Annotated in this window: 17 protein-coding genes; 7 read left to right on the forward strand and 10 right to left on the reverse strand. The window is 61.8% G+C overall.

Annotated features, from left to right (window positions below; genetic code table 11):
* Positions 1 to 39: 39 nt before the first annotated feature.
* The 5 genes from ACIROW_RS06870 to ACIROW_RS06890 all read right to left on the reverse strand — a co-directional run bounded on the left by ACIROW_RS06870 (position 40) and on the right by ACIROW_RS06890 (position 5,308).
* Positions 40 to 927, reverse strand: coding sequence for an ABC transporter ATP-binding protein (locus ACIROW_RS06870; RefSeq protein WP_402273371.1), 888 nt, complete (start codon positions 925 to 927; stop codon positions 40 to 42).
* A gap of 16 nt (positions 928 to 943) precedes the next feature.
* Positions 944 to 1,828: a nitrate ABC transporter permease gene (gene ntrB, locus ACIROW_RS06875; RefSeq protein WP_402273373.1), complete on the reverse strand. Its 885-nt coding sequence runs from the start codon at positions 1,826 to 1,828 to the stop codon at positions 944 to 946.
* On the reverse strand, positions 1,828 to 3,234 hold the full coding sequence (locus ACIROW_RS06880) for a CmpA/NrtA family ABC transporter substrate-binding protein (RefSeq protein ID WP_402273376.1): 1,407 nt from the start codon (positions 3,232 to 3,234) through the stop codon (positions 1,828 to 1,830). The genes ntrB and ACIROW_RS06880 overlap by 1 nt, the downstream gene beginning before the upstream one ends.
* Positions 3,235 to 3,387: 153 nt before the next feature.
* A complete protein-coding gene (locus tag ACIROW_RS06885; RefSeq protein WP_402273379.1) occupies positions 3,388 to 4,032 on the reverse strand; it encodes a response regulator in 645 nt (214 codons plus the stop codon).
* 43 nt (positions 4,033 to 4,075) lie between these two features.
* Positions 4,076 to 5,308 carry a PAS domain S-box protein gene (locus tag ACIROW_RS06890; RefSeq protein ID WP_402273382.1) on the reverse strand — a complete coding sequence of 411 codons (1,233 nt, stop codon included), beginning with the start codon at positions 5,306 to 5,308 and terminating at the stop codon, positions 4,076 to 4,078.
* Positions 5,309 to 5,414: 106 nt separating this feature from the next.
* Here ACIROW_RS06890 and ACIROW_RS06895 point away from each other — a divergent pair, with 106 nt between their 5' ends.
* Positions 5,415 to 5,702 carry a hypothetical protein gene (locus ACIROW_RS06895; protein ID WP_402273385.1) on the forward strand — a complete coding sequence of 96 codons (288 nt, stop codon included), beginning with the start codon at positions 5,415 to 5,417 and terminating at the stop codon, positions 5,700 to 5,702.
* 44 nt (positions 5,703 to 5,746) lie between these two features.
* Here ACIROW_RS06895 and ACIROW_RS06900 read toward each other — a convergent pair whose 3' ends face one another.
* Both ACIROW_RS06900 and ACIROW_RS06905 read right to left on the reverse strand, forming a co-directional pair.
* Complete coding sequence (locus ACIROW_RS06900; RefSeq protein WP_116433648.1) at positions 5,747 to 6,508, reverse strand: SDR family NAD(P)-dependent oxidoreductase; 762 nt, start codon at positions 6,506 to 6,508, stop codon at positions 5,747 to 5,749.
* A 156-nt stretch (positions 6,509 to 6,664) separates the two neighbouring features.
* Entirely contained in the window at positions 6,665 to 7,384 is a 720-nt protein-coding gene (locus ACIROW_RS06905; RefSeq protein ID WP_402273388.1) for a FadR/GntR family transcriptional regulator, read from the reverse strand.
* A gap of 300 nt (positions 7,385 to 7,684) precedes the next feature.
* On the opposite strand from ACIROW_RS06905, the gene ACIROW_RS06910 reads away from it, so the two are divergent.
* Positions 7,685 to 9,154: an MATE family efflux transporter gene (locus ACIROW_RS06910; protein ID WP_402273391.1), complete on the forward strand. Its 1,470-nt coding sequence runs from the start codon at positions 7,685 to 7,687 to the stop codon at positions 9,152 to 9,154.
* Position 9,155: 1 nt separating this feature from the next.
* On the opposite strand, the gene ACIROW_RS06915 is transcribed toward ACIROW_RS06910, so the two are convergent.
* On the reverse strand, positions 9,156 to 10,145 hold the full coding sequence (locus ACIROW_RS06915; RefSeq protein ID WP_402273394.1) for an aldo/keto reductase: 990 nt from the start codon (positions 10,143 to 10,145) through the stop codon (positions 9,156 to 9,158).
* A 156-nt stretch (positions 10,146 to 10,301) separates the two neighbouring features.
* On the opposite strand from ACIROW_RS06915, the gene ACIROW_RS06920 reads away from it, so the two are divergent.
* Positions 10,302 to 11,975: a Na+/H+ antiporter gene (locus ACIROW_RS06920; RefSeq protein WP_402273397.1), complete on the forward strand. Its 1,674-nt coding sequence runs from the start codon at positions 10,302 to 10,304 to the stop codon at positions 11,973 to 11,975.
* 66 nt (positions 11,976 to 12,041) lie between these two features.
* On the opposite strand, the gene acpA is transcribed toward ACIROW_RS06920, so the two are convergent.
* Positions 12,042 to 13,670 carry an acid phosphatase gene (gene acpA, locus ACIROW_RS06925; protein WP_402273400.1) on the reverse strand — a complete coding sequence of 543 codons (1,629 nt, stop codon included), beginning with the start codon at positions 13,668 to 13,670 and terminating at the stop codon, positions 12,042 to 12,044.
* A gap of 154 nt (positions 13,671 to 13,824) precedes the next feature.
* On the opposite strand from acpA, the gene ACIROW_RS06930 reads away from it, so the two are divergent.
* Complete coding sequence (locus ACIROW_RS06930; RefSeq protein ID WP_402273403.1) at positions 13,825 to 15,084, forward strand: cytochrome-c peroxidase; 1,260 nt, start codon at positions 13,825 to 13,827, stop codon at positions 15,082 to 15,084.
* Between the two features lie 68 nt (positions 15,085 to 15,152).
* Here the strand turns inward: ACIROW_RS06930 and ACIROW_RS06935 are convergent, their stop codons facing one another.
* Positions 15,153 to 15,389: a hypothetical protein gene (locus ACIROW_RS06935; protein ID WP_402273406.1), complete on the reverse strand. Its 237-nt coding sequence runs from the start codon at positions 15,387 to 15,389 to the stop codon at positions 15,153 to 15,155.
* Between the two features lie 526 nt (positions 15,390 to 15,915).
* On the opposite strand from ACIROW_RS06935, the gene ACIROW_RS06940 reads away from it, so the two are divergent.
* The 3 genes from ACIROW_RS06940 (at position 15,916) to ACIROW_RS06950 (ending at position 19,228) form a co-directional block, all read left to right on the forward strand.
* Positions 15,916 to 16,917 carry a helix-turn-helix domain-containing protein gene (locus ACIROW_RS06940; RefSeq protein WP_402273409.1) on the forward strand — a complete coding sequence of 334 codons (1,002 nt, stop codon included), beginning with the start codon at positions 15,916 to 15,918 and terminating at the stop codon, positions 16,915 to 16,917.
* Positions 16,918 to 17,026: 109 nt separating this feature from the next.
* Complete coding sequence (locus ACIROW_RS06945; RefSeq protein WP_402273412.1) at positions 17,027 to 17,788, forward strand: aldolase; 762 nt, start codon at positions 17,027 to 17,029, stop codon at positions 17,786 to 17,788.
* A gap of 78 nt (positions 17,789 to 17,866) precedes the next feature.
* Positions 17,867 to 19,228, forward strand: coding sequence for an MFS transporter (locus ACIROW_RS06950; RefSeq protein WP_402273415.1), 1,362 nt, complete (start codon positions 17,867 to 17,869; stop codon positions 19,226 to 19,228).
* Positions 19,229 to 19,238 lie beyond the last annotated feature (10 nt).

Raw genomic sequence — 19,238 nt, forward strand, 5'->3', positions numbered from 1 at the left:
GTTCTCCTTGCGATGAATGATAAAAATGATCGTGAAAAATCAAGCTGCTGCTTGCGGAAAATTGTCCAGCGCCTCCGGTGCATCCGGTGCGCCCTGCTCCAGCCCGGGCGTCACCACCCGCGTGCCGACGTCTTCCGCAGCCGCTTCCTGGATACGGCGCGAACGATGCACCAAAAAATCGACCAGATGGTTGCGGATGCGGTAGAACTGCGGATCGTGGTGCATGGTTTCGCGGGTGCGCGTCTTGGGCATGGTGTTGACCACCACTTCGGCGATGCGCGCCCGCGGGCCGTTGGACATCAGAAATATCTTGTCGGCCAGCAGGATCGCCTCGTCGACGTCGTGCGTGATCATGAACACGGTCTGGTGCGTGGCGCTGCAAATTTTCAACAACTCGTCCTGCACCACGCCGCGCGTCAGCGCATCGAGCGCACCGAAGGGTTCATCCATCAGCAACATCTTCGGCTCAATGGAAAACGCCCGCGCAATGCCGACGCGCTGCTTCATGCCGCCCGACAGCTCGGACGGCTTCTTGTGCTCCGCACCCTTCAAGCCGACCATCTCGATGAAGCGGCGCGCATGCTGCTCGGCCTTGTCGCGCGACCAGTCCGGCCAGCGCGAACGCACCGCGAACACGACGTTGCCCAGCACGCTGAACCACGGCATCAGCGCATGGCTCTGGAACACCACGCCGCGATCCAGGCTAGGGCCTTTGACCTCGCGCTGATCCATGATCACCACGCCGCCCGACGGTGCTTCGAGGCCGGCCAGCACATTCAGGATGGTGGTCTTGCCGCAGCCGGAGTGGCCGATGATGCAGACGAACTCGCCCTTGTCGATGCCGAACGAGACCTGGTCGAACACCGGCAGGCCATCATCGGTGTAACGCTTGTTGAGGTTCTCAACGGTGAGAAATGCTTTTTCCATATCGCTCCTGTTACGCCTATTCCGTGTACGTCACGAGTTTTTGCAGCCGCGCAAAGAACAGGTCCAGCACCATGCCCGTCACGCCGATCACCAGGATCGCGAAGATCACACTGGTCAGCGACAGGTTGTTCCATTCATTCCAGACGAAGTAGCCGATGCCGGTGCCGCCGACCAGCATCTCGGCTGCGACGATCACCAGCCAGGCAATCCCCATCGAGATGCGCATGCCGGTCAGGATGGTCGGCGCCGCCGCCGGCAGGATCACCAGGAAAGCCTTGCGCAGCGGCGTGACCTCCAGTGTCTTGGCGACGTTGAGCCAGTCGCGCCGCACCGACGCCACGCCGAACGCGGTATTCATCAGCATCGGCCACACCGAGCAGATGAAGATCACGAAGATCCCCGAGATCGACGAATCCTTGATCGTGTACAAGGCCAGCGGCATCCATGCCAGCGGCGAGATCGGCTTGAGGATCTGGATGAAAGGGTTCAACGCCCGCTGCATCAGCGGCGACATGCCCAGCAAAAATCCCAGCGGAATCGCCACCACCGCCGCAATCGCAAACCCGAGTCCGACCCGCGCCAGCGAATAACCGAGCTGGATGCCGATACCCTTGTCGTTGGGCCCGTTGTCGTAGAACGGATTGGCCAGCTCCTTGCGCATGGTCTCGCCCATCTGCGCCAGCCCGGGGAAGCCGCTGGTCTTGACCGGCGAGCTGCTGCTCTTGCCCATCAGCTTGGCGTATTCATCGTCGGCTGCAGATGCTGAAGAAGTTGCAGCCGCCCGTGCGTTTTCAACGCTCAGCTTGGGTGCCGTCGCCAGATGCCACACCAGCAACAGGCAGCCGAACAGCGCCAGCGAAATCAGTCCGGCGCGCCAGCCCAGTTGTGCCGCCGGTTTCATCAGGAGGTCCTCTTGATGGCGAAGCTGTTGACGTAGGCGTCCGCCTTGGCCGGGTCGAACTCCTTGCCCATGATCTTGTACTTGCGATAGGCGCCGTCCGGCACCGGCTGGCCGAGTTCCTTCATGTATTTCTTGGCGTCGGTCAGCAGCAGCACACGCTCGGCGATGCCCTTGTAGTCGACTTCACCCTTCACGTAGCCCCAGCGCTTCATCTGGCTCAGGATCCACACTGCCATCGAATCCCACGGCACCGGATCGAAGTCGGCGCGACCCGGCACGTTCTTGACGTTGCCAAGGCCATCGGCAAAACGGCCGGTCAGCACCTGCTCGACCACGGTCTCCGGCTGATTCAGATACGCCGCCGGCGAAATCACCTTGGCCACCAGCGAACGGTTGGCCGGATCGCGCGCCATCGCGGCGGCGGTCAGCACGGCGCGGAACAGAGCCGCGAAGGTGTTGGGATTCTGCTTGACGAACTCTTCCGACATGCCGAAAGCGCAGCATGGGTGACCGTCCCAGATTTCCTTCGACAGGATGTGAATGAAGCCGACTTCGTCATACACCGCGCGCTGGTTGAACGGATCGGGGCCGAGGAAGCCGTCGATGTTGCCGGCGCGCAGGTTGGCCACCATTTCCGGCGGCGGCGTGACGCGGATCTGGACGTCGCGGTCCGGATCAAGACCGTTCTCGGCGAGGTAATAACGCAGCAGGAAGTTGTGCATCGAATACTCGAACGGCACCGCGAACTTGAAACCCTTCCATTGCTTGGGATCGCGCTTGTCCTTGTGCTTCACATGCAGCGTGATGGCCTGGCCGTTGATGTTCTGGATCGTGGCGACGCGCATCTGCACCGGATTGCTGCCCACGCCCATCGACATCGCCAGCGGCATCGGCGACAGGAAGTGCGAGGCGTCGTGTTCCTTGTTGATCATCTTGTCGCGGATCAGCGCCCAGCCGGCAGTCTTGTTGAGGGAGACGTTGAGACCCTGCTTCTTGTAGAAGCCGAGCGGGTCGGCCATGATCAGCGGCGCCGCGCAGGTGATGGCGATGAAGCCGATCTTGAGGTCCTTCTTTTCAATCGCGCCGTTCTTTTCCTGCGCCATGGCCTGCAAGGCGCCCAGCGGGAACATGCTGGCGATCGCGGCACGTGCGCTGTTGATGCCGACCGCGCGCAGGAAGTCGCGGCGTTGCTCCGCCTGCGGGAACAGCGCGCGCATCACCGATTCCTCCACCACGTCGTTGCTCAGTTGTTCGGCATCCTGAGAGCGCACCTGCGCCTGTACATCTGCCTGGTGCTGCGCGTCGTCATGCGCCGTCTGGCTGGCGTGCTTGCCGCAGGAACAGGTATTGCCTGCGCGCTCGGCGTCGTAAGTGTGGAAGATGGTGCTGTCGATTTCTTTTGGCATGGATTCCCCCGATGGATGAGTGAAGTAACGGCTGCTTTGTTACTCCATCACGTGCAAGGGGCTTGCCAGCGCGCTCTGCGATGTCATCGACAGACGACGCCTTGTAGTGGAACGACTACAAGGCGCTATCAGAGCGACAACAAATTCGCTAACTTAAGCGGGTAGCAATTGATGCCGCACGGCGTACATGGCGATGCCGACATCGTTGCTGGCGCCGGTCTTCTCCAGAATGCGGCTGCGGTAGGTGCTGACCGTGTTGGGACTCAGGGTGAGCTGGTCGGCGATTTCCTTGACGCTGCGCCCTGCAGCGATCAGCTGGAACACCTGATATTCACGATGCGACAGCGTCTCGTGCGCGGCGCGCTGGGTGCTGGCTGCATGCGCGTTGAGTTCAGCGGCCAGCGTCTCCGCCATGTGCGGGCTGACATACACGCCGCCATCGGCCGCCTTGCGGATCGCCGCCACCAGTTGCTCGGTGTCGGCACTCTTGTTCAGATAGCCGGCGGCGCCCAAGCGATAGCAGCGCGCGGCGTATTGCTTCTCGGGATAGGTCGACAGCATCAGCACCGGCAGGCGCGGCATCTCCTGCTTGAGCTGGCGCAGCACATCAAGGCCGTCCTGGTGGGGGATGGCGATGTCCAGCAAGACCAGGTCTATCGCTTCCACGCGCGCCTTGCGCAGCACCTCCGGACCATCGGCGCACTCGGCCGCCACCTCGATGTCGGGCGTGTCGGCGAGGATCTGCTTGAGTCCTTCGCGCACGATGCGGTGATCGTCGCAAAGCAGGATGCGGATCATGGGTTTCCTTGTGGCTGCGATTGCGTTGATTGTCTATGAATGGTCATGCGTCGTTCCTCAGCGGCAAGACCAGGCGCACGCGCGTGCCGGGGTTGCGGATCGACTTGCCGCTTTCCGGTGCACGTCCCACATCTTTTGCACCATCAACGGCATTTTCGATGTTCAGTGCGCCGGCAAAGTGCAGCGCTCGCTCCCGCATGCCCATGACGCCGTAGGACTTGGGATTCGCCAGCGCCGCCGCCGGCACGCCGACGCCGTTGTCCTCCACTTCCATCAGCAAGGCATCCGGCGTCAGCCGCACGGCGATCTTCACCTGCGTTGCTTGCGAATGCTGTGCCACGTTGCTCAGCATTTCCTGGAAGATACGAAACGCCGCCGTCGCCAGCGTGCCGTGCGGCGCAAACGCCTGTGGAGAAATGTCGAACTCGACGTCGCACGGCAACTCGGTCGCTTCGGAGAATTCCTGAACCTGCCACTCCAACGCCGCGATCAATCCCTGATGATCGAGAATACTCGGCCGCAGATCGGTGATGATGCGCCCGACGTTGTCCACCGCCGCCTCGATCAGCCGGTTCATGCTGGCGCACTTGCGCGCCACCGGCTCGCGGTCGGCCACCCGGCTGGCCATCCAGTTCACGTCCAGCTTCAGCGCCACCAGCAGGCTGCCGAGTTCGTCATGGATCTCGCGCGCAATGCGCGTGCGTTCATCCTCGCGCACCGAATGCGCATGCGCCGACAGTTCGCGCACCTGCATCAGCGCCGCCGACAGCTCGCGCGTACGCTCGGCCACGCGCTGCTCCAGCTCGGCCTTGGCGCGCTGCAACTGCTCCTCGGCCAGACGCCGTTTGGAAATATCGCTGAACGTGATCACCGCCCCGCGCACCTGGCCGCCGTCGATGATCTGATAAGAAGAGTATTCGGTCGCGAAATGGGTACCATCAGCACGCCAGAACACTTCCTGATCTACCCGGCACGATTCGCCCTTGCGGAAGGCCTTCAGGATCGGACACTCTTCTTCCGGGTAGTGTTCGCCGTGCTCATGGCTATGGTGCACCAGCTCGTGCATGTTCTTGCCCAGCATCTGTTCGATCCGGTACCCGAGCATCTCCGCGCCGGCCCGATTGATGAAGGTGCAGCGGCCGTCGAGGTCGATGCCGTAGATGCCTTCGCCGGTGGAATCGAGCAGCAGGGTCAGCTTGTCGCGAAGCAAATCCGCATTGTTCACGCTTGCAGCGTCAGCGGTTTCAGAGAGAGTAATAGAGTTCGCGAGGAGCATTGCGGTGATATCCGGTTATTTCAGGAATGTCTCGTAGACTGCAAAGCTTGTGCCAGAATGCGTTTTTCAGCGTTATCCCATCACAACACCGCTATTCAGCGAAAAAATGAACGCCAATCTACGTCAAGCCGCCAATGGTCATCTCATCCTCAGTCTGGAAGATTTGCCGCATTCTGAATGGGCGAATATCTGTGAGTATTTGGTGGGAACGTTTCATTTTGAAAGAACCGGAAAAGAGATCATGCATGTGGCTGAAGGCATCTATCAAAGCTTCTCCTTGCCGCAGTACAGCTTACAGGCAGGTTGGGACGATTGGAACGGAAACTACCTGCTTTCAGAATCAGATTCGGGAGATGAATGCCTGAAAGATGTATTCGGGCATTTTTTCAAATAAAAAAGCCGGCAACTAGCCGGCTTTTTCTATTCTGCATCATCACATCACGGCATGTACTGCCCGCCATTCACATCAATGATCTGCCCCGTCACATAGCCCGACAATTCATCCGAAGCCAGGTACAGGAAGGCGCCGTCGCATTCCGCCGGATCGCCGATGCGGCCCATCGGGATGGTCTTGCGGAAGGATTCCAGCTGCTCCGGTGTGGTGAAGCGTTCCTGGAACGGCGTCATGATCACGCCCGGTGCCACCGCGTTGACACGGATATTATCCGGCTGCAGTTCTTTCGCCATGCCGCGCGTGATGGTGCTGACGAAGCCTTTCGACGCTGCGTAGATCAGCGCGCCGGGGCCGCCGCCATGGCGCGCCGCCACCGAGGTAACGTTGATGATGTTGCCGCCGCCCTGCTTGCGCATGACCGGGATCACGGCGCGCGTGAACGCCACCACCGAACGCGCGTTGATCTGCACGACTTCGTCGAACAGGTCGTCGCTGATCTTTTCCAGTGCTTCGCGCTTGACCAGGCTGCCGGCGTTGTTGATCAGGACGTCGATGCGGCCGAGCTGTTCGACCGCACTGGCGATTGCCTTGTCGATGGCCTTGCTGTCGCGCACGTCGGCGCCGATGGTGATCGCCTTGGTACCGCCCTTGCGGATCTCGGCGGCGACGGCTTCGGCTTCGGTTGCCGACTTGTTGTAGTGGACCACGACGTGGGCGCCCTTGGCGCCGAAGGCGCGGGCAGCGGAAGCGCCGATACCGGTGCTGGCGCCACTGATGAAGACGACTTTACCTGCCAGATCTTGCATTGTTGTTCTCCTGAGAAAGTAAGCATGGCGTGAACCATAGGGGAAATCACGGTCCGGCTCGTTTCAATGTTGGTGTTCTTTGAAGGCCGGGGTGTTTTTTTATTTTTCTGAGCAAATCGAAATCAACATCAATGGCGGTGCAAATGACAGTACAGATCAGTCGTGCACCGATTCATCCTTGTTCTGCGCCGCGCCGCGATAAGCGTCGCGCACCCGGATCAGGTGGGTGCGCATGGCGTCGGAGGCCTGTTTCGGATCGCGCGCCTTCAGGGCCGTGAGAATGTCGCGGTGGTCCTGCAGGCTGCGTTCCAGCGTGGCCGGAATGCGCGAGGTGATGGTGCGGCTTTTCTTGCCGAGCATGTAGAGGCTGCCAGCGATGCTTTGCAGGAAAGGATTGTCGCAGGCCTCGATGATGGCTTCGTGGAATTCCACGTCGGCGGCGGCGAAGGCGGCCGGGTCGCTCAGCAGGCGCGCTTCGTCGTCGACGTTGCGCGTCAGGCGCTCGAGTTCTTCTTCCGCCATGTGGGTGGCGGCCAGCGCGGCCACGCCGGTTTCGATGATCAGGCGCGCGTCGAACAGCGCTTCCAGCGTGCCGGCGTTGAGGTCGATGATCATTTCCAGCGGCTCGAGCAGCTCACGTGTTTCAAGCTTGCCGACGAAGGTGCCTTCACCCTGGCGGATGCGCAGCAAGCCGAGCAGCGCCAGGCCGCGGATCGCTTCGCGCACGGCCGGACGGCCGACGCCAAGCATGGCCGCCAGTTCGCGCTCCGGCGGCAATTGCTGGCCGGGCTTGAGCAGGCCGCTGCGGATCATGGTGAGCAGGCGTTGCGCAACTTGCTCGGAAATGGATTTCTGGACGATGGGATCGAAGGACATGGAGTCTGCTTGAGTGCCTGTTATATGTTCTGGGCGCCGAAGGATGCGCAGGGCGGTGCGGGTATATGGTAAGACCTTTGGGTATGCAGAGAATAGGTGCGGGTCCGGGGCCTGTCAAGCGAGGACTTTCCGCAATGGTCAAACCTTTTTCATGTGTGCCTGCCGGCGATTGTTGACGAGAAGACAAGCCAGCATGCCGGCCCGCTTTTTCTCCTTTCCCTCCACTTACATGCCGATACAAATGCGAAGCGCGAACTGCGCTAGCATGAGGCCTTTGTTTCACAGCCACCCGCCGCCTCCATGTCCGCCCAACCTGCTCCGCGCTCACCTGCAAAATCCTCCCGCCCCGACCTGGTCAACGGCCCCATCGCCACCACGCTGCTGATGTTCGCCTTGCCGGTACTCGGCAGCAACGTCCTGCAATCGCTGAACGCCTCGGTCAATGCGATCTGGGTCGGCCACTATCTCGGCGAGGCGGCGCTGACGGCGACCTCGAACGCCAACATCGTCCTGTTCTTCCTGCTCGGCGTGGTGTTCGGCATCAGCATGGCGACCACCATCCTGGTCGGGCAGTCCATCGGTGCGAGCGACATCGACCGCGCCAAGCGCGTGGTCGGCACCGGCGCGAGCTTCTTTGCGACGCTGTCGATCCTGGTAGCGATCGCCGGCTACATCTTCACGCCGCACATCCTTACGCTGATGCAGACGCCGGCCGACGCCGCCCCCTATGCGATTGCCTACCTGCGCATCATCTTCGTTGCGCTGCCGATGATGTATTTCTATAACTTCATGATGATGACGCTGCGCGGCGCGGGCGATTCGCGCACGCCGTTCTATTTCATGCTGCTGTCGGTGGGACTGGATATCGCGCTCAATCCGCTGCTGATCTTCGGCCTCGGCCCGATCCCGGCGATGGGGATTGCCGGCTCGGCGTTGGCGACGCTGATCGCGCAATCGGGCAGCCTGCTGCTGCTGATCGCCTTCCTCTATCGCCGCAGGCATTTCCTGGCGCTGCACAGCAACGAACTGAATTACCTGAAACCGGACCTGGCGATCCTGCGCGCGCTGGTGACCAAGGGCCTGCCGATGGGCTTGCAGATGCTGGTGATTTCATCGTCGGCGCTGGTGATGATCAGCCTGGTCAACGGCTACGGCTCGCAGGTGACGGCCGGTTACGGCGTGACCTCGCAGTTGTGGACCTATGTGCAAATGCCGGCGCTGGCGCTGGGCGCGAGCGTGTCGTCAATGGCCGCGCAGAATATCGGCGCCGGTCGCTGGGATCGCGTCACGCGCATCGCCACCATCGGCGTCGGCTACAACTTCCTGCTGACCGGCGCGCTGGTGGCCTTGCTGTACCTGTTCGATCACGCGGCGCTGGGCCTGTTCCTGCCGCATGAGGGCGAAGCCATGGGTGTGGCGCGCCATATCAACAATATCGTGGCGTGGTCCTTCGTGCTGTTCGGCGTGACGATGGTGCTGTTCGGCGTGGTGAGGTCAACCGGCGCGGTGATGGCGCCGCTGGTGATGCTGTTCATCGCGATCTGGCTGGTGCGCCTGCCGTTTGCGAAGTGGCTGATCCCGACTTATGGCGCGGAAGCGATCTGGTGGAGCTTTCCGCTCGGCAGCGTGGTGCTGATCGTGCTGGCGGTCGCGTATTACCGCTACGGCGGCTGGCGCAAGGCGCACATGCTGTCGGTGCAGCCGCGCGGCCTGGCGCCCGACACTGGCATGGCGACGCCCGCCATGACCGCTGTCGACCACAAGGTTTAGCTTAGGGCGCGCTGGCCCGGTCCAGCTGGCTGATGGCGGCAGCGTCCAGCGACAGGCGCGTTGCGGCGATCAGCGCATCCATCTGTTCCAGCGTGGTGGCGCTGGCGATCGGCGCCGAGATGCTCGGACGCGCAATCAGCCACGCCAACGCCACGGCGGCCGGCGTGCTGTCGTAGCGTGCGGCGACGGCATCGAGTGCGTCGAGGATGCGCAGGCCACGCGGATTCAGGTAGCTTTGCGTCTTGCCCCCGCGGGTGCTCTTGCCGAGATCTTTTTCGGAGCGGTATTTGCCGCTGAGGAAACCGCTGGCCAGCGAGTAATAGTTGATGACGCCGATTTTTTCCTTGAGGCAGTACTGCTCAAGATTGTTTTCAAAGTCGGCGCGTGAATACAAGTTGTATTCCGGCTGCAGCGTCTGGTACAGCGGGTAGCCATGTTCACGGCTGAGCTTGCGCGCTTCCTCCAGACGGTCGGCGCCGAAGTTGGATGCACCGATCAGACGCACTTTGCCTTGCTGAACCAGTTCGCCATAGGTGTGCAGGGTTTCTTCCTGCGGCGTGTTCTTGTCGTCGGTGTGCGACTGGTAGAGATCGATGTAGTCGGTTTGCAAACGCGTCAGCGAGTCTTCCACCGCACGCCTGATGTAGGCCGGCGACAGGCCGATCTTGCCGTCGCCCATGTCCATGCCGACCTTGGTGGCGATGACCAGCTTGTCGCGCTTGCCGCTTTGCTTGATCCATTTGCCGATGATGGTTTCGGATTCGCCGCCCTTGTTGCCGTTGGCCCAGCGCGAATAGACATCGGCGGTGTCGACCAGGTTGAGGCCGGCATCGACGAATTTGTCGAGCAGGGAAAACGAAGTCGCCTCATCGGCGGTCCAGCCGAACACATTGCCGCCGAACGCCAGCGGCGCAACTTCAACGGCCGAATTGCCGAGTTTGCGATGTTGCAGTTGATTGCCATTTTTGTCAGTTGTACCAGTCGTACCCATTGCATGCACTCCATGTCACCGAGGAACAATGATTCTATGCCTGATCCGTTTTTGCTGCCGGAGCCCGCCCAGGCTCTATACTTACAACTTGTCAGGTCCTGATTTTCAGTCGCGATCTCCGCTTCAATACCGTACGACTCCTCTGCTTTATCTCCGATGGAAATTGTCTTTACCGTTCTGATCCTGCTGCTGGCCGTCGCCGTTTCCGGCGTGGCGGCGCGCCTTGTTCCTTTCAAGATCCCGCTGCCGCTGTTCCAGATCGGCCTCGGCGCTGTGCTGGCGCTGCCGCTGTTCGGCCTGCGCATCAGCTTTGACCCTGAGCTGTTCTTGCTGCTGTTCATCCCGCCGCTGCTATTTACCGACGGCTGGCGCATGCCCAAGCGCGAGTTCTTCCGGCTGGCGCAACCGATCCTGGCGCTGGCGCTCGGCCTGGTGCTGTTCACCGTGGTCGGGGTCGGCTACTTCATCCACTGGATGATTCCGGCCATCGCGCTGCCGTCTGCATTCGCGCTGGCGGCGGTGCTGTCGCCGACCGACGCCGTCGCGGTGTCGTCCATCATCGGCAAGCGCCGGCTGCCGTCCACCATGCAGCACGTGCTGGAAGGCGAAGCGCTGATGAACGACGCCTCCGGTCTGGTGGCGTTCAAGTTCGCCATCATCGCGGTGCTGTCGGGCACCTTCTCGCTCATCGACGCCGGCATCAGCTTCACGCTGATCGCCATCGGCGGCATCGCGGTCGGTCTGATCGTGGCCTGGGGCTTCGGCCTGGTCCGCCGCAAGATCATCGAATGGAGCGGCGACGAACCCGGCATCCAGGTCGTGCTGCTGTTGCTGATTCCGTTTTCCGCTTACATCTTCGCCGAACACTTCGGCCTGTCCGGCATCCTGTCCGCGGTCGCCGCCGGCATGCTGATGCCCTACATCGACACCGCCGGCGCCGAATCTGCCGCCACGCGCATGCAGAGCCAGAGCATGCTGACGATGCTGGAGTTCGTCTTCAACGGCATGTCCTTCATCCTGCTGGGCCTGCAATTGCCGGCCATCGTCAGCCTCGCGCATCTCGACGCCCAGGTCGCCGGCAACGTGCCGGTGTGGCATCTGTTCGCCTACATCGTCGCGATCACGGTGGCGCTGATCACGCTGCGCTTCTTCTGGGTCTGGTTCAACCTGCGCCTGCGCCGCTTCTCCAACGCCGTGCGCGGCCAGCGCGCCAGACAGCGCTATTTCGACGTGCGCCTGATCAGCATCACTTCGCTGGCGGGCGTACGCGGCGCGATCACGCTGGCCGGCGTGATGTCGATTCCGCTGCTGATGCCGAACGGCCATGCCTTCCCGGCGCGCGACCTGCTGATCTTCCTGGCCACCGGGGTGATCGTATGCTCACTGCTGGCCGGCAGTTTTTTACTGCCATGGTTGCTGACCGGTCTCAAACTCGATGCCGACAACGAACGCCGCCGTACGGAAGAAACCATGGCGCGCCTGCGCGTCTCGGAAGCGGCGGTGCGCTGCATCGAAGAAGCGCAGGAGCGCCTGGGCGTCGACATGGACCAGGAAGAACTTGCCCTGCTGACAGAAGTCAGCGGTCGCCTGCTGGCGACTTATCGCATGCGCATGGACGCCGAAAGCGGCACCGAGGAAACCCACCGCACCGCCAATCGCGTCAAGCACTTCGAACGTGAACTGCGGCTTGAAGCGATCCGCGCCGAACGCCGCGAAGTCCATCACCTGCGGGCCGAGCAGCAGATCAACGACGAGACCTTCATCGCGTTGATCAACCAGATCGATCTGGCGGAAACCTGGCTGATGGGGTCGCTCAACGCGGCGCATTGAGCAATGAAATGAAAAAACGGCGTCACGCTGATTGCGATGACGCCGTTTTCTTTTATAGCGGAAAAATCAGTTCGCTTGTGACGCCAATGCGTTGCTCAGATCGCCGATAGGCGTGCCGCCGTTGGCCTGGATCGCCTTGTCGCGCAGTGCGATGCCGTCGAGCACCGGCAAGGACCAGCGGCGTGTGATGAAGCGCAGCACCGAGCTGGTGTCGTACAGGCTGTTGTCGACATAGCCCTTCTTCGCATAAGGCGACACGATGATCGCCGGGATGCGCGTACCCGGGCCCCACTTGTCGGCCTTCGGCGGCGCGGCGTGATCCCAGAAGCCACCGTTTTCGTCATACGTCACGACGATCAGCATGTGCTTCCATTGCGGGCTCTGGCGCAGCTTGTTGACCACGTCGGCAATATGCGCATCGCCCGATGCGACGTCGGCGTAACCGGCGTGCTGGTTCAGGTTGCCTTGCGGCTTGTAGAACGACACGGCCGGCAGCTTGCCGGCGGCGGCATCCTGCAGAAAGCTGGCGTCGAAGTCCTTCAGATGCTCGGCGCGGTAAGCGGCGTTCTTCACCGGATCCATGTTGGCGAAATAATTGAACGGTTGGTGATGGAACTGGAAGTTCGGCGTCGGCGACGGGAACTTGCGGTCGCCCTGCGCCACCTTCAGCGTCGAATTCCAGGCGCCGGCGTACCAGGCCCAGCTCACGCCCTTGCCGCTCAGCAGGTCGCCAATGTTCTTCTGCGTTTGCGGCGGCAGCGTCGATGCGCTGTTCGGATCGGCGTAGAGCTTGGCGGCGTCGCTTGCGGGTGCAGCGACATTGCTCGGCTGATAGGCCGGCTGCATGGTGTTGACGGCGTAATACATGCCCTTGTCGTCAGCCGGCGTCAGCGTGCCGTCGTTGGCGTATTTGGGCGCGCCGCCGAGCACCGATTTCGGCGTGCTCGGCGCCGGCGTCAGACGTACGAAATTGCCCTGCGCATCGAACTCGACTTTGGAGATGCCGCCCTTGGCCGGCGACTTGTCGGCGTTGGGATATTGCGGCGTGCAGGCGCAGATCAGGTATTGATGGTTCTGGAACGAGCCGCCGAAGGAGCCCATGAAGAAGTTGTCGGCCAGCGTGTACTCTTTCGCCAGCTGCCACATCGCCATATTGCTGCCGTCGTAGTAGCCCATGGACAAGCCGCCGGCATCGGAATAAGTGGCGAACCTGTCGTTGCGGCCGCCGTTGATCTGCATCTGGTTGTTGTAGTAACGATGCACCAGGTCGCGCGTGACGACGGAGGCTTCCAGCGCCACGCCGTCCTTGCCGTCGATCTGGAACGGCTTGTTCGGCATGCCGGCCGATTGCGCCTGCGTGATCACCTTGCTCTGGCCCGCTGCGGTCATGCCACCCCAGGTCGGCGGCAGCACCGGCAGCACGGCGCCGTCGACATCGACTTGCGGCAAGTATGCGCCCTTCGACGACGGGTTCACGCCGGGAATGCCGTTGGCGCCGGGGAACAGGCCGTACAGGGTATCGAAGCCGCGGTTCTCGGCGTAGATCACGACCACGGTGTCGATGCTGCGCACGGCGGCGTCATCGCCGGCGATGTTGGCGTTGCCGCCGCATGCCGAGAGTCCTGCTGCAATGGCAACGGCTAAAAGCGACAAACGCATTGGCTGGCTGAAAGACTGGCTAATTTTGGCTCGCATGGATATTCTCTTTTTTTATTGACTCGGAAAGGATGAGGCAGGATACAACCGACAGGAACACGATGCTAGCCGAAAAATATAACTACAGAATGACATTGCAGTGCAGCGTCCGTTTCTTCATCGACAAGTCACAGAGTTTTGCTATCCTGCGCGCATGAAAGCCATCCCCATCATCGCCGCGCTGGCGGCACTTGCCTTTGTTGCGCTGCGATTCGACAGCCAGTCCCCAGCCGTTGCGGGTTCCGGCGCTACTGCTCCCGCCTACACCGGCGCCGCCTACGCGCCGCAACCGGGCCGCCGTCCCAGCGTGGAAGAAATGACCGCACTCGGCCGCACCATGTTTTTCGATCCGTCGCTGTCAGGCTCCGGTCAGCAATCGTGCGCAACTTGCCACAGTCCCGACCATGCATTCGGTCCGCCCAACAACCTGTCGGTGCAACTCGGCGGCAAGGACATGAAAACCGCCGGCACGCGCGCGGTGCCTTCGCTGCGCTATCTGCAAAACGTGCCGCCGTTCAGCGAGCACTTCCACGATGACGACGGCGACGACAGCATCGACGCCGGTCCGACCGGTGGTCGCACCTGGGACGGCCGCGCCGATTCGGCGCACGACCAGGCGCGCATCCCCTTGTTGTCGCCGCACGAAATGGCCAACGCTTCGCCTGCTGAAGTGGTCGCCAAGCTCAGGCGTGCGCCCTATGCCGCGCAGTTCCGCGCGACCTTCGGCGAGACCATTTTCGATGACGGTGCACGCGCCTTCGAGGCGGCGCTGATGGCGTTGGAAGTGTTCCAGGAAAGCCCGGCCGACTTCTATCCCTACACCAGCAAATACGACGCCTACCTGCGCAAGCAGACGTCCCTGAACCCGCAGGAATTGCGCGGACTCGCACTGTTCAACGAGCCGACCAAGGGCAATTGCGCGTCCTGCCACATCAGCGAAATTCTGCCCAATGGCGCATTCCCGCAGTTCACCGATTACGGCCTGATCGCCGTGGGCGTGCCGCGCAACAAGAAGATTCCGGCCAACAAGGATCCGCGCTATTACGACTTCGGCCTGTGCGGACCGGAACGCACCGACTTCAAGGACAACCCGGAGTATTGCGGCCTGTTCAAGACGCCGACCTTGCGCAACGTCGCGCTGCGCGGCAGCTTCTTCCACAACGGCGTGTTCCACACGCTGCAAGAAGTCATGGAGTTCTACGTCCAGCGGGATACCAATCCGGAGAAGTGGTACCCACGCAATCGCGATGGCAGCATCCGCAAGTTCGACGACCTGCTGCCCGCGCATTTTCCGAACGTGAACGTGGAAGCGCCGTTCGACCGCCAGCCCGGCGACAAGCCGGCGCTCAGCGATGCGGAGATCAAGGATGTGATTGCGTTTTTGAAGACGCTGACGGACGGCTACAAGCCGTAGTGAGCAACTGACTGGATGTTAACGACAAAAACCCGCCGCGGCGGGTTCTTTACTACAGTCGAAAACAATCAGGCGGTCGTGCTGATGGTGGTGCCAATGACTTCGCCGTTGGAATTGCGCGAGGCCTGGCGCGCTTGCGCCTGGCGGGTTTCTTCCGCACGCTGTTCGTCAATGCGGCGCTGGGCATTTTCAGCGTCCTGACGCGCCTGCGCACGACGTGCTTCGTCCAGGTTGCTGACCGATGGACCTGTGTCGGGAGAGCTGGAAACGGCACCAGGCGAACTGGCGGTAATTGCGACGTCCATATTGATCACCTTTCTAACCAGATTTCAAAGCTGCCCGGCGTCTTGGAAAGCACGGACAGGACTTCATCTTACACCTTTGAAGCGAGACGCCAAGTCGCCCAAGAGAATTGGTTACAAACCCGGATTGCCCGATTGGCAACGGATTGCGGCCGCCCCGCGGCCTCTTTCAAGATTCAATTCGACACCCGCGAGAAGACAGTTCCAGGCGTCTCGCCTCAAAGCCTGACGACATAAGGACATTCCCGCACGGAAATTGATATTTAGCCATGTCACCGTCCGCGGTGAAGCTGAATACCCGCCACGAAAAGCCTTCTTTCCATTGCGGCAACATCAGGAAAAATCTGAGGGCTGCGCAACAACATGCTTGCCTCAGTGCGTCGCCTTGACCTCCGATTCTTGTCTGTGTGCGCCGACGATCAAAGCGCCGGAACGCGCTTCTGAAGTCGCTTCTTTACACAGGTTTCAAGCACAGAAATTGCTTGTATGATGAGACCGCCATCCGCCCAAGCACCAAGGAGATTCCTCCATGCCCACGTCCCTGATTTCCGGCCTGCCGTACATGCCGTCGCTGCATCCGGTCAATGCCTATTCCATGCATCACCTGAAATATGCGCTGGATGATCTGGTCTCTCCCGGCGACATCCGCACTGATTGCACAGATTCAGCCTTGCCCGGCACGCTGTCGGCCTGTCGCCTGGTCGGCGGGGGTGTGATGGTGATCGCCGCCTTGCCGGCCGGCTGCACCGTGCGCCATGAGTGGGAGCATGTCGCCGGACTGGAATCGAATGACGTGCTTGCCAGCATCGTGCTCGAAGGCAGCGGCCGTGTATCGCAGAACGGCATCGATCTCGACTTCAATACGGGCGACGTGTTCTATCGCAAGGCGCGCATGCCGTCGACGGTGCAGAACACGACCGATTGCCGCTTTGTGTTGCTGCGATTTTCCTTCAGCCGCTTCAACGGCGCCCACACCAGCCGCTTCGAACGCTTCATGCCGACGCTGGCGCGACGCGATTCACCCTTGCGCAGCACGCTCTGGCACTACGCGCACGAAGTGCTGCCGGCGCTGGCCGGCGATCATTCGACCAGCACCATTTATCACGCCGAACAGGCCTTCGTGTCGCTGCTGTCGGCGGCCTATGCCGAGTCGCAACACGCCGCGCCCGATGCCCTGCCCGCTCCCGCCCGACAAGAGATGCGCTGGGAAACCCTGATCAGCACGCTCGACGCCATGCTCTGCGAGCCCGACCTGAGCGTCACGCAATTGTCCCAGGCGCTCGGCATTTCTCCGCGGCTGGTACATCGATTGTTCGCCAGCCACGGTCATCGCTACAGCAATTACCTGCTGGAGCGGCGGCTGGAGCGCGCCCACGCCGACCTGTGCAACCAGGCCTGCAGCAAGCTGTCGGTGTCGGATATCGGCTTCCGGGTCGGCTTCAACAATGCCAGCCATTTCAGTCGCAGCTTCCGCCATCGCTACGGTGTGCCGCCGTCGGCGTTGCGCAGTGCAGCACCGGCCCAGGCCTGATCCGCAACACTTCAGCGGCGCGTGCAGACATGCCGTTGTGCGCGCAGGTGTCAGTCGTAAAGGGTCGACGCGTCTAATCTTGTCTCACTTTATTTAAAGGGATAAGACAATGATTGACTCAGCCAAGGAAGATGTTTCCAGCCAGGCGTTGCGCCGCATGTCGGGCGCGCTCGATTACGGTAACTGGACGCCGCGCGAAAAGATTGCACTGTCCTGCAACATCCTCGCCGCCGAGGGTCACTCGGAAACCCTGGCCGGCCAGATCACGCTGCGCCAGCCCGACGGCACCTTCCTCACCACACCACTGGCGCAAGGCTTCGACGAACTTGACGCCGATGCGGTGATCCGCATCAACGACAAGCTGGAGGTACTGGAAGGCAGAGGCGTGCCCAACCCGGCGATCCGCTTCCATCTGTGGGTGTATGCGCGCCGCAGCGACGTCAACTGCATCATCCACACGCATCCGCAATATGTCTCCACGCTGAGCATGACCGGCCAGCCGCTGGTGGTGGCGCACATGGATGCCACACCGTTCCACGACGACTGTGCGTTCCTCGCCGAATGGCCCGGCCTGCCGATTGCCGACCAGGAAGGCGAAATCATTTCCGCCGCGCTGGGCGACAAGCGCACCATCTTGCTGGTCAATCACGGCTTCCTGGCGGCGACCTCCAGCGTGGAGGAAAGCCTGTACCTGTCCGTGCTGATCGAGCGCGCAGCGCGCAACCAGCTGCAGGCGATGGCCGCCTACGGCACGCTCAAGGAACTCGATCCGGCGCTGGCGAAGGAGTCGCACGACTTCCTGCTGTCGCCCAGCATCGTCAAGGCCAGCTTCGCGATGTTCGCGCGCCGCGTGCTGCGGCAACGCGGCTGACCGAGCCTGATCGCGTCAGCCACATCCTCCAGAATTCCGCTCAGATTTAGCTCAGTTTCAGATAACCGGGAGCCGTCCATGTCCAGTTCCATTCCAAAAAAAAAGCCGCGCCGCGCGATCGTGTTCCTGTCGAGTTTCATCGGCACCGCGCTTGAGCAATATGACTTCCTGCTGTACGGCACCGCCGCCGCGCTGGTGTTCAACAAACTGTTCTTCCCCACGCTCGATCCGCTCACCGGCGCCCTCGCCGCCATCGCGACCTACGCCACCGGCTATGTCGGCCGTCCGCTCGGCAGCATCCTGTGCGGCTATCTGGGCGACCGCTACGGCCGCAAATCCATCCTGTTGGCGACCCTGATCGCCATGGGCGTGGCCTCGACGCTGATCGGTCTGTTGCCGACCTACGCCAGCGCTGGCATCTGGGCGCCGACGTTGCTGTGCCTGTTGCGCCTGATCCAAGGCATTGCGCTGGGCGGCGAACAAGGCGGCGCCATTCTTATCGCCGTCGAGAACGCACCGAAGGCAAAACGCGGTCTGTTCGGCAGTTGGAGTTCGAGCGGCGGCATGGCGGGGCTGGTGCTCTCGACACTGGCTCTGTCGCTGACCGCCAAGCTGCCGGAAGCCGATTTCCTGAGCTGGGGCTGGCGCCTGCCTTTCCTGTTCAGCATGGTGCTGGTGGTGATTGGCGTGATTGCACGCACGCGCCTGCCGGAGTCGCATGAGTTCGAAGCGGCAAAGCAGGCCGGTACAGTCAGCAAGACGCCGTTGCGTACATTGGTGCGAGACCACAAGAAACAGATCCTGCTGGCCTCGATCGCGCGTGCCGGTGAGATCGCCTGGCCGATCAACGTATTGGTGTTCACGACCGCCTATGCGGTGAGCCAGCTGAAGATCGGCAAGCCGATGATCCTCAACGCGATCCTGATCGGCGCCTGCATTTCGATGTTCGGCAACACCTTCTTCGCCGCAGTGTCGGATCGCATTGGCTATCGCCGCATGTACATCATCGGCACGCTGTGCGCCGCAGCCTGTGTGTGGCCCTACTTCGCACTGATCAATACGGCGCAGCCGCTGCTGGTCGGCCTGGCGGTGGCGATCGCGCTGGGCGTCATCCATCCGATGATGTACGGCCCGCAAGGCGCGCTGTTCGCAGGGCTGTTCGGCACGCGCGTGCGCTACAGCGGCGTCGGAATTGCCCATCAGATCGGCGCGCTGGTCGGTGGCGGCATCACGCCGGTGTTGTCGTCGCTGCTGCTGGCCAGGAGTGGCGGCAGTCCGTGGATGGTGGCCTTGCTGATCACCGTGTTCTCGCTGATCGCCGCGCTCGCGGTGAAGGCCATGGGCAAGGAAATCGCCGAACATGCGGGCGACGAAAATCGCGACGCCGTATCCGGTTTTTCCAGCGCGGCGCCGCTGGGTCAAGGCAGCGCCGGACGTTGAAGCAGAGAAT

The sequence above is a fragment of the Herbaspirillum sp. NPDC101397 genome (assembly GCF_044767325.1).
Lineage (GTDB): Bacteria > Pseudomonadota > Gammaproteobacteria > Burkholderiales > Burkholderiaceae_D > Herbaspirillum.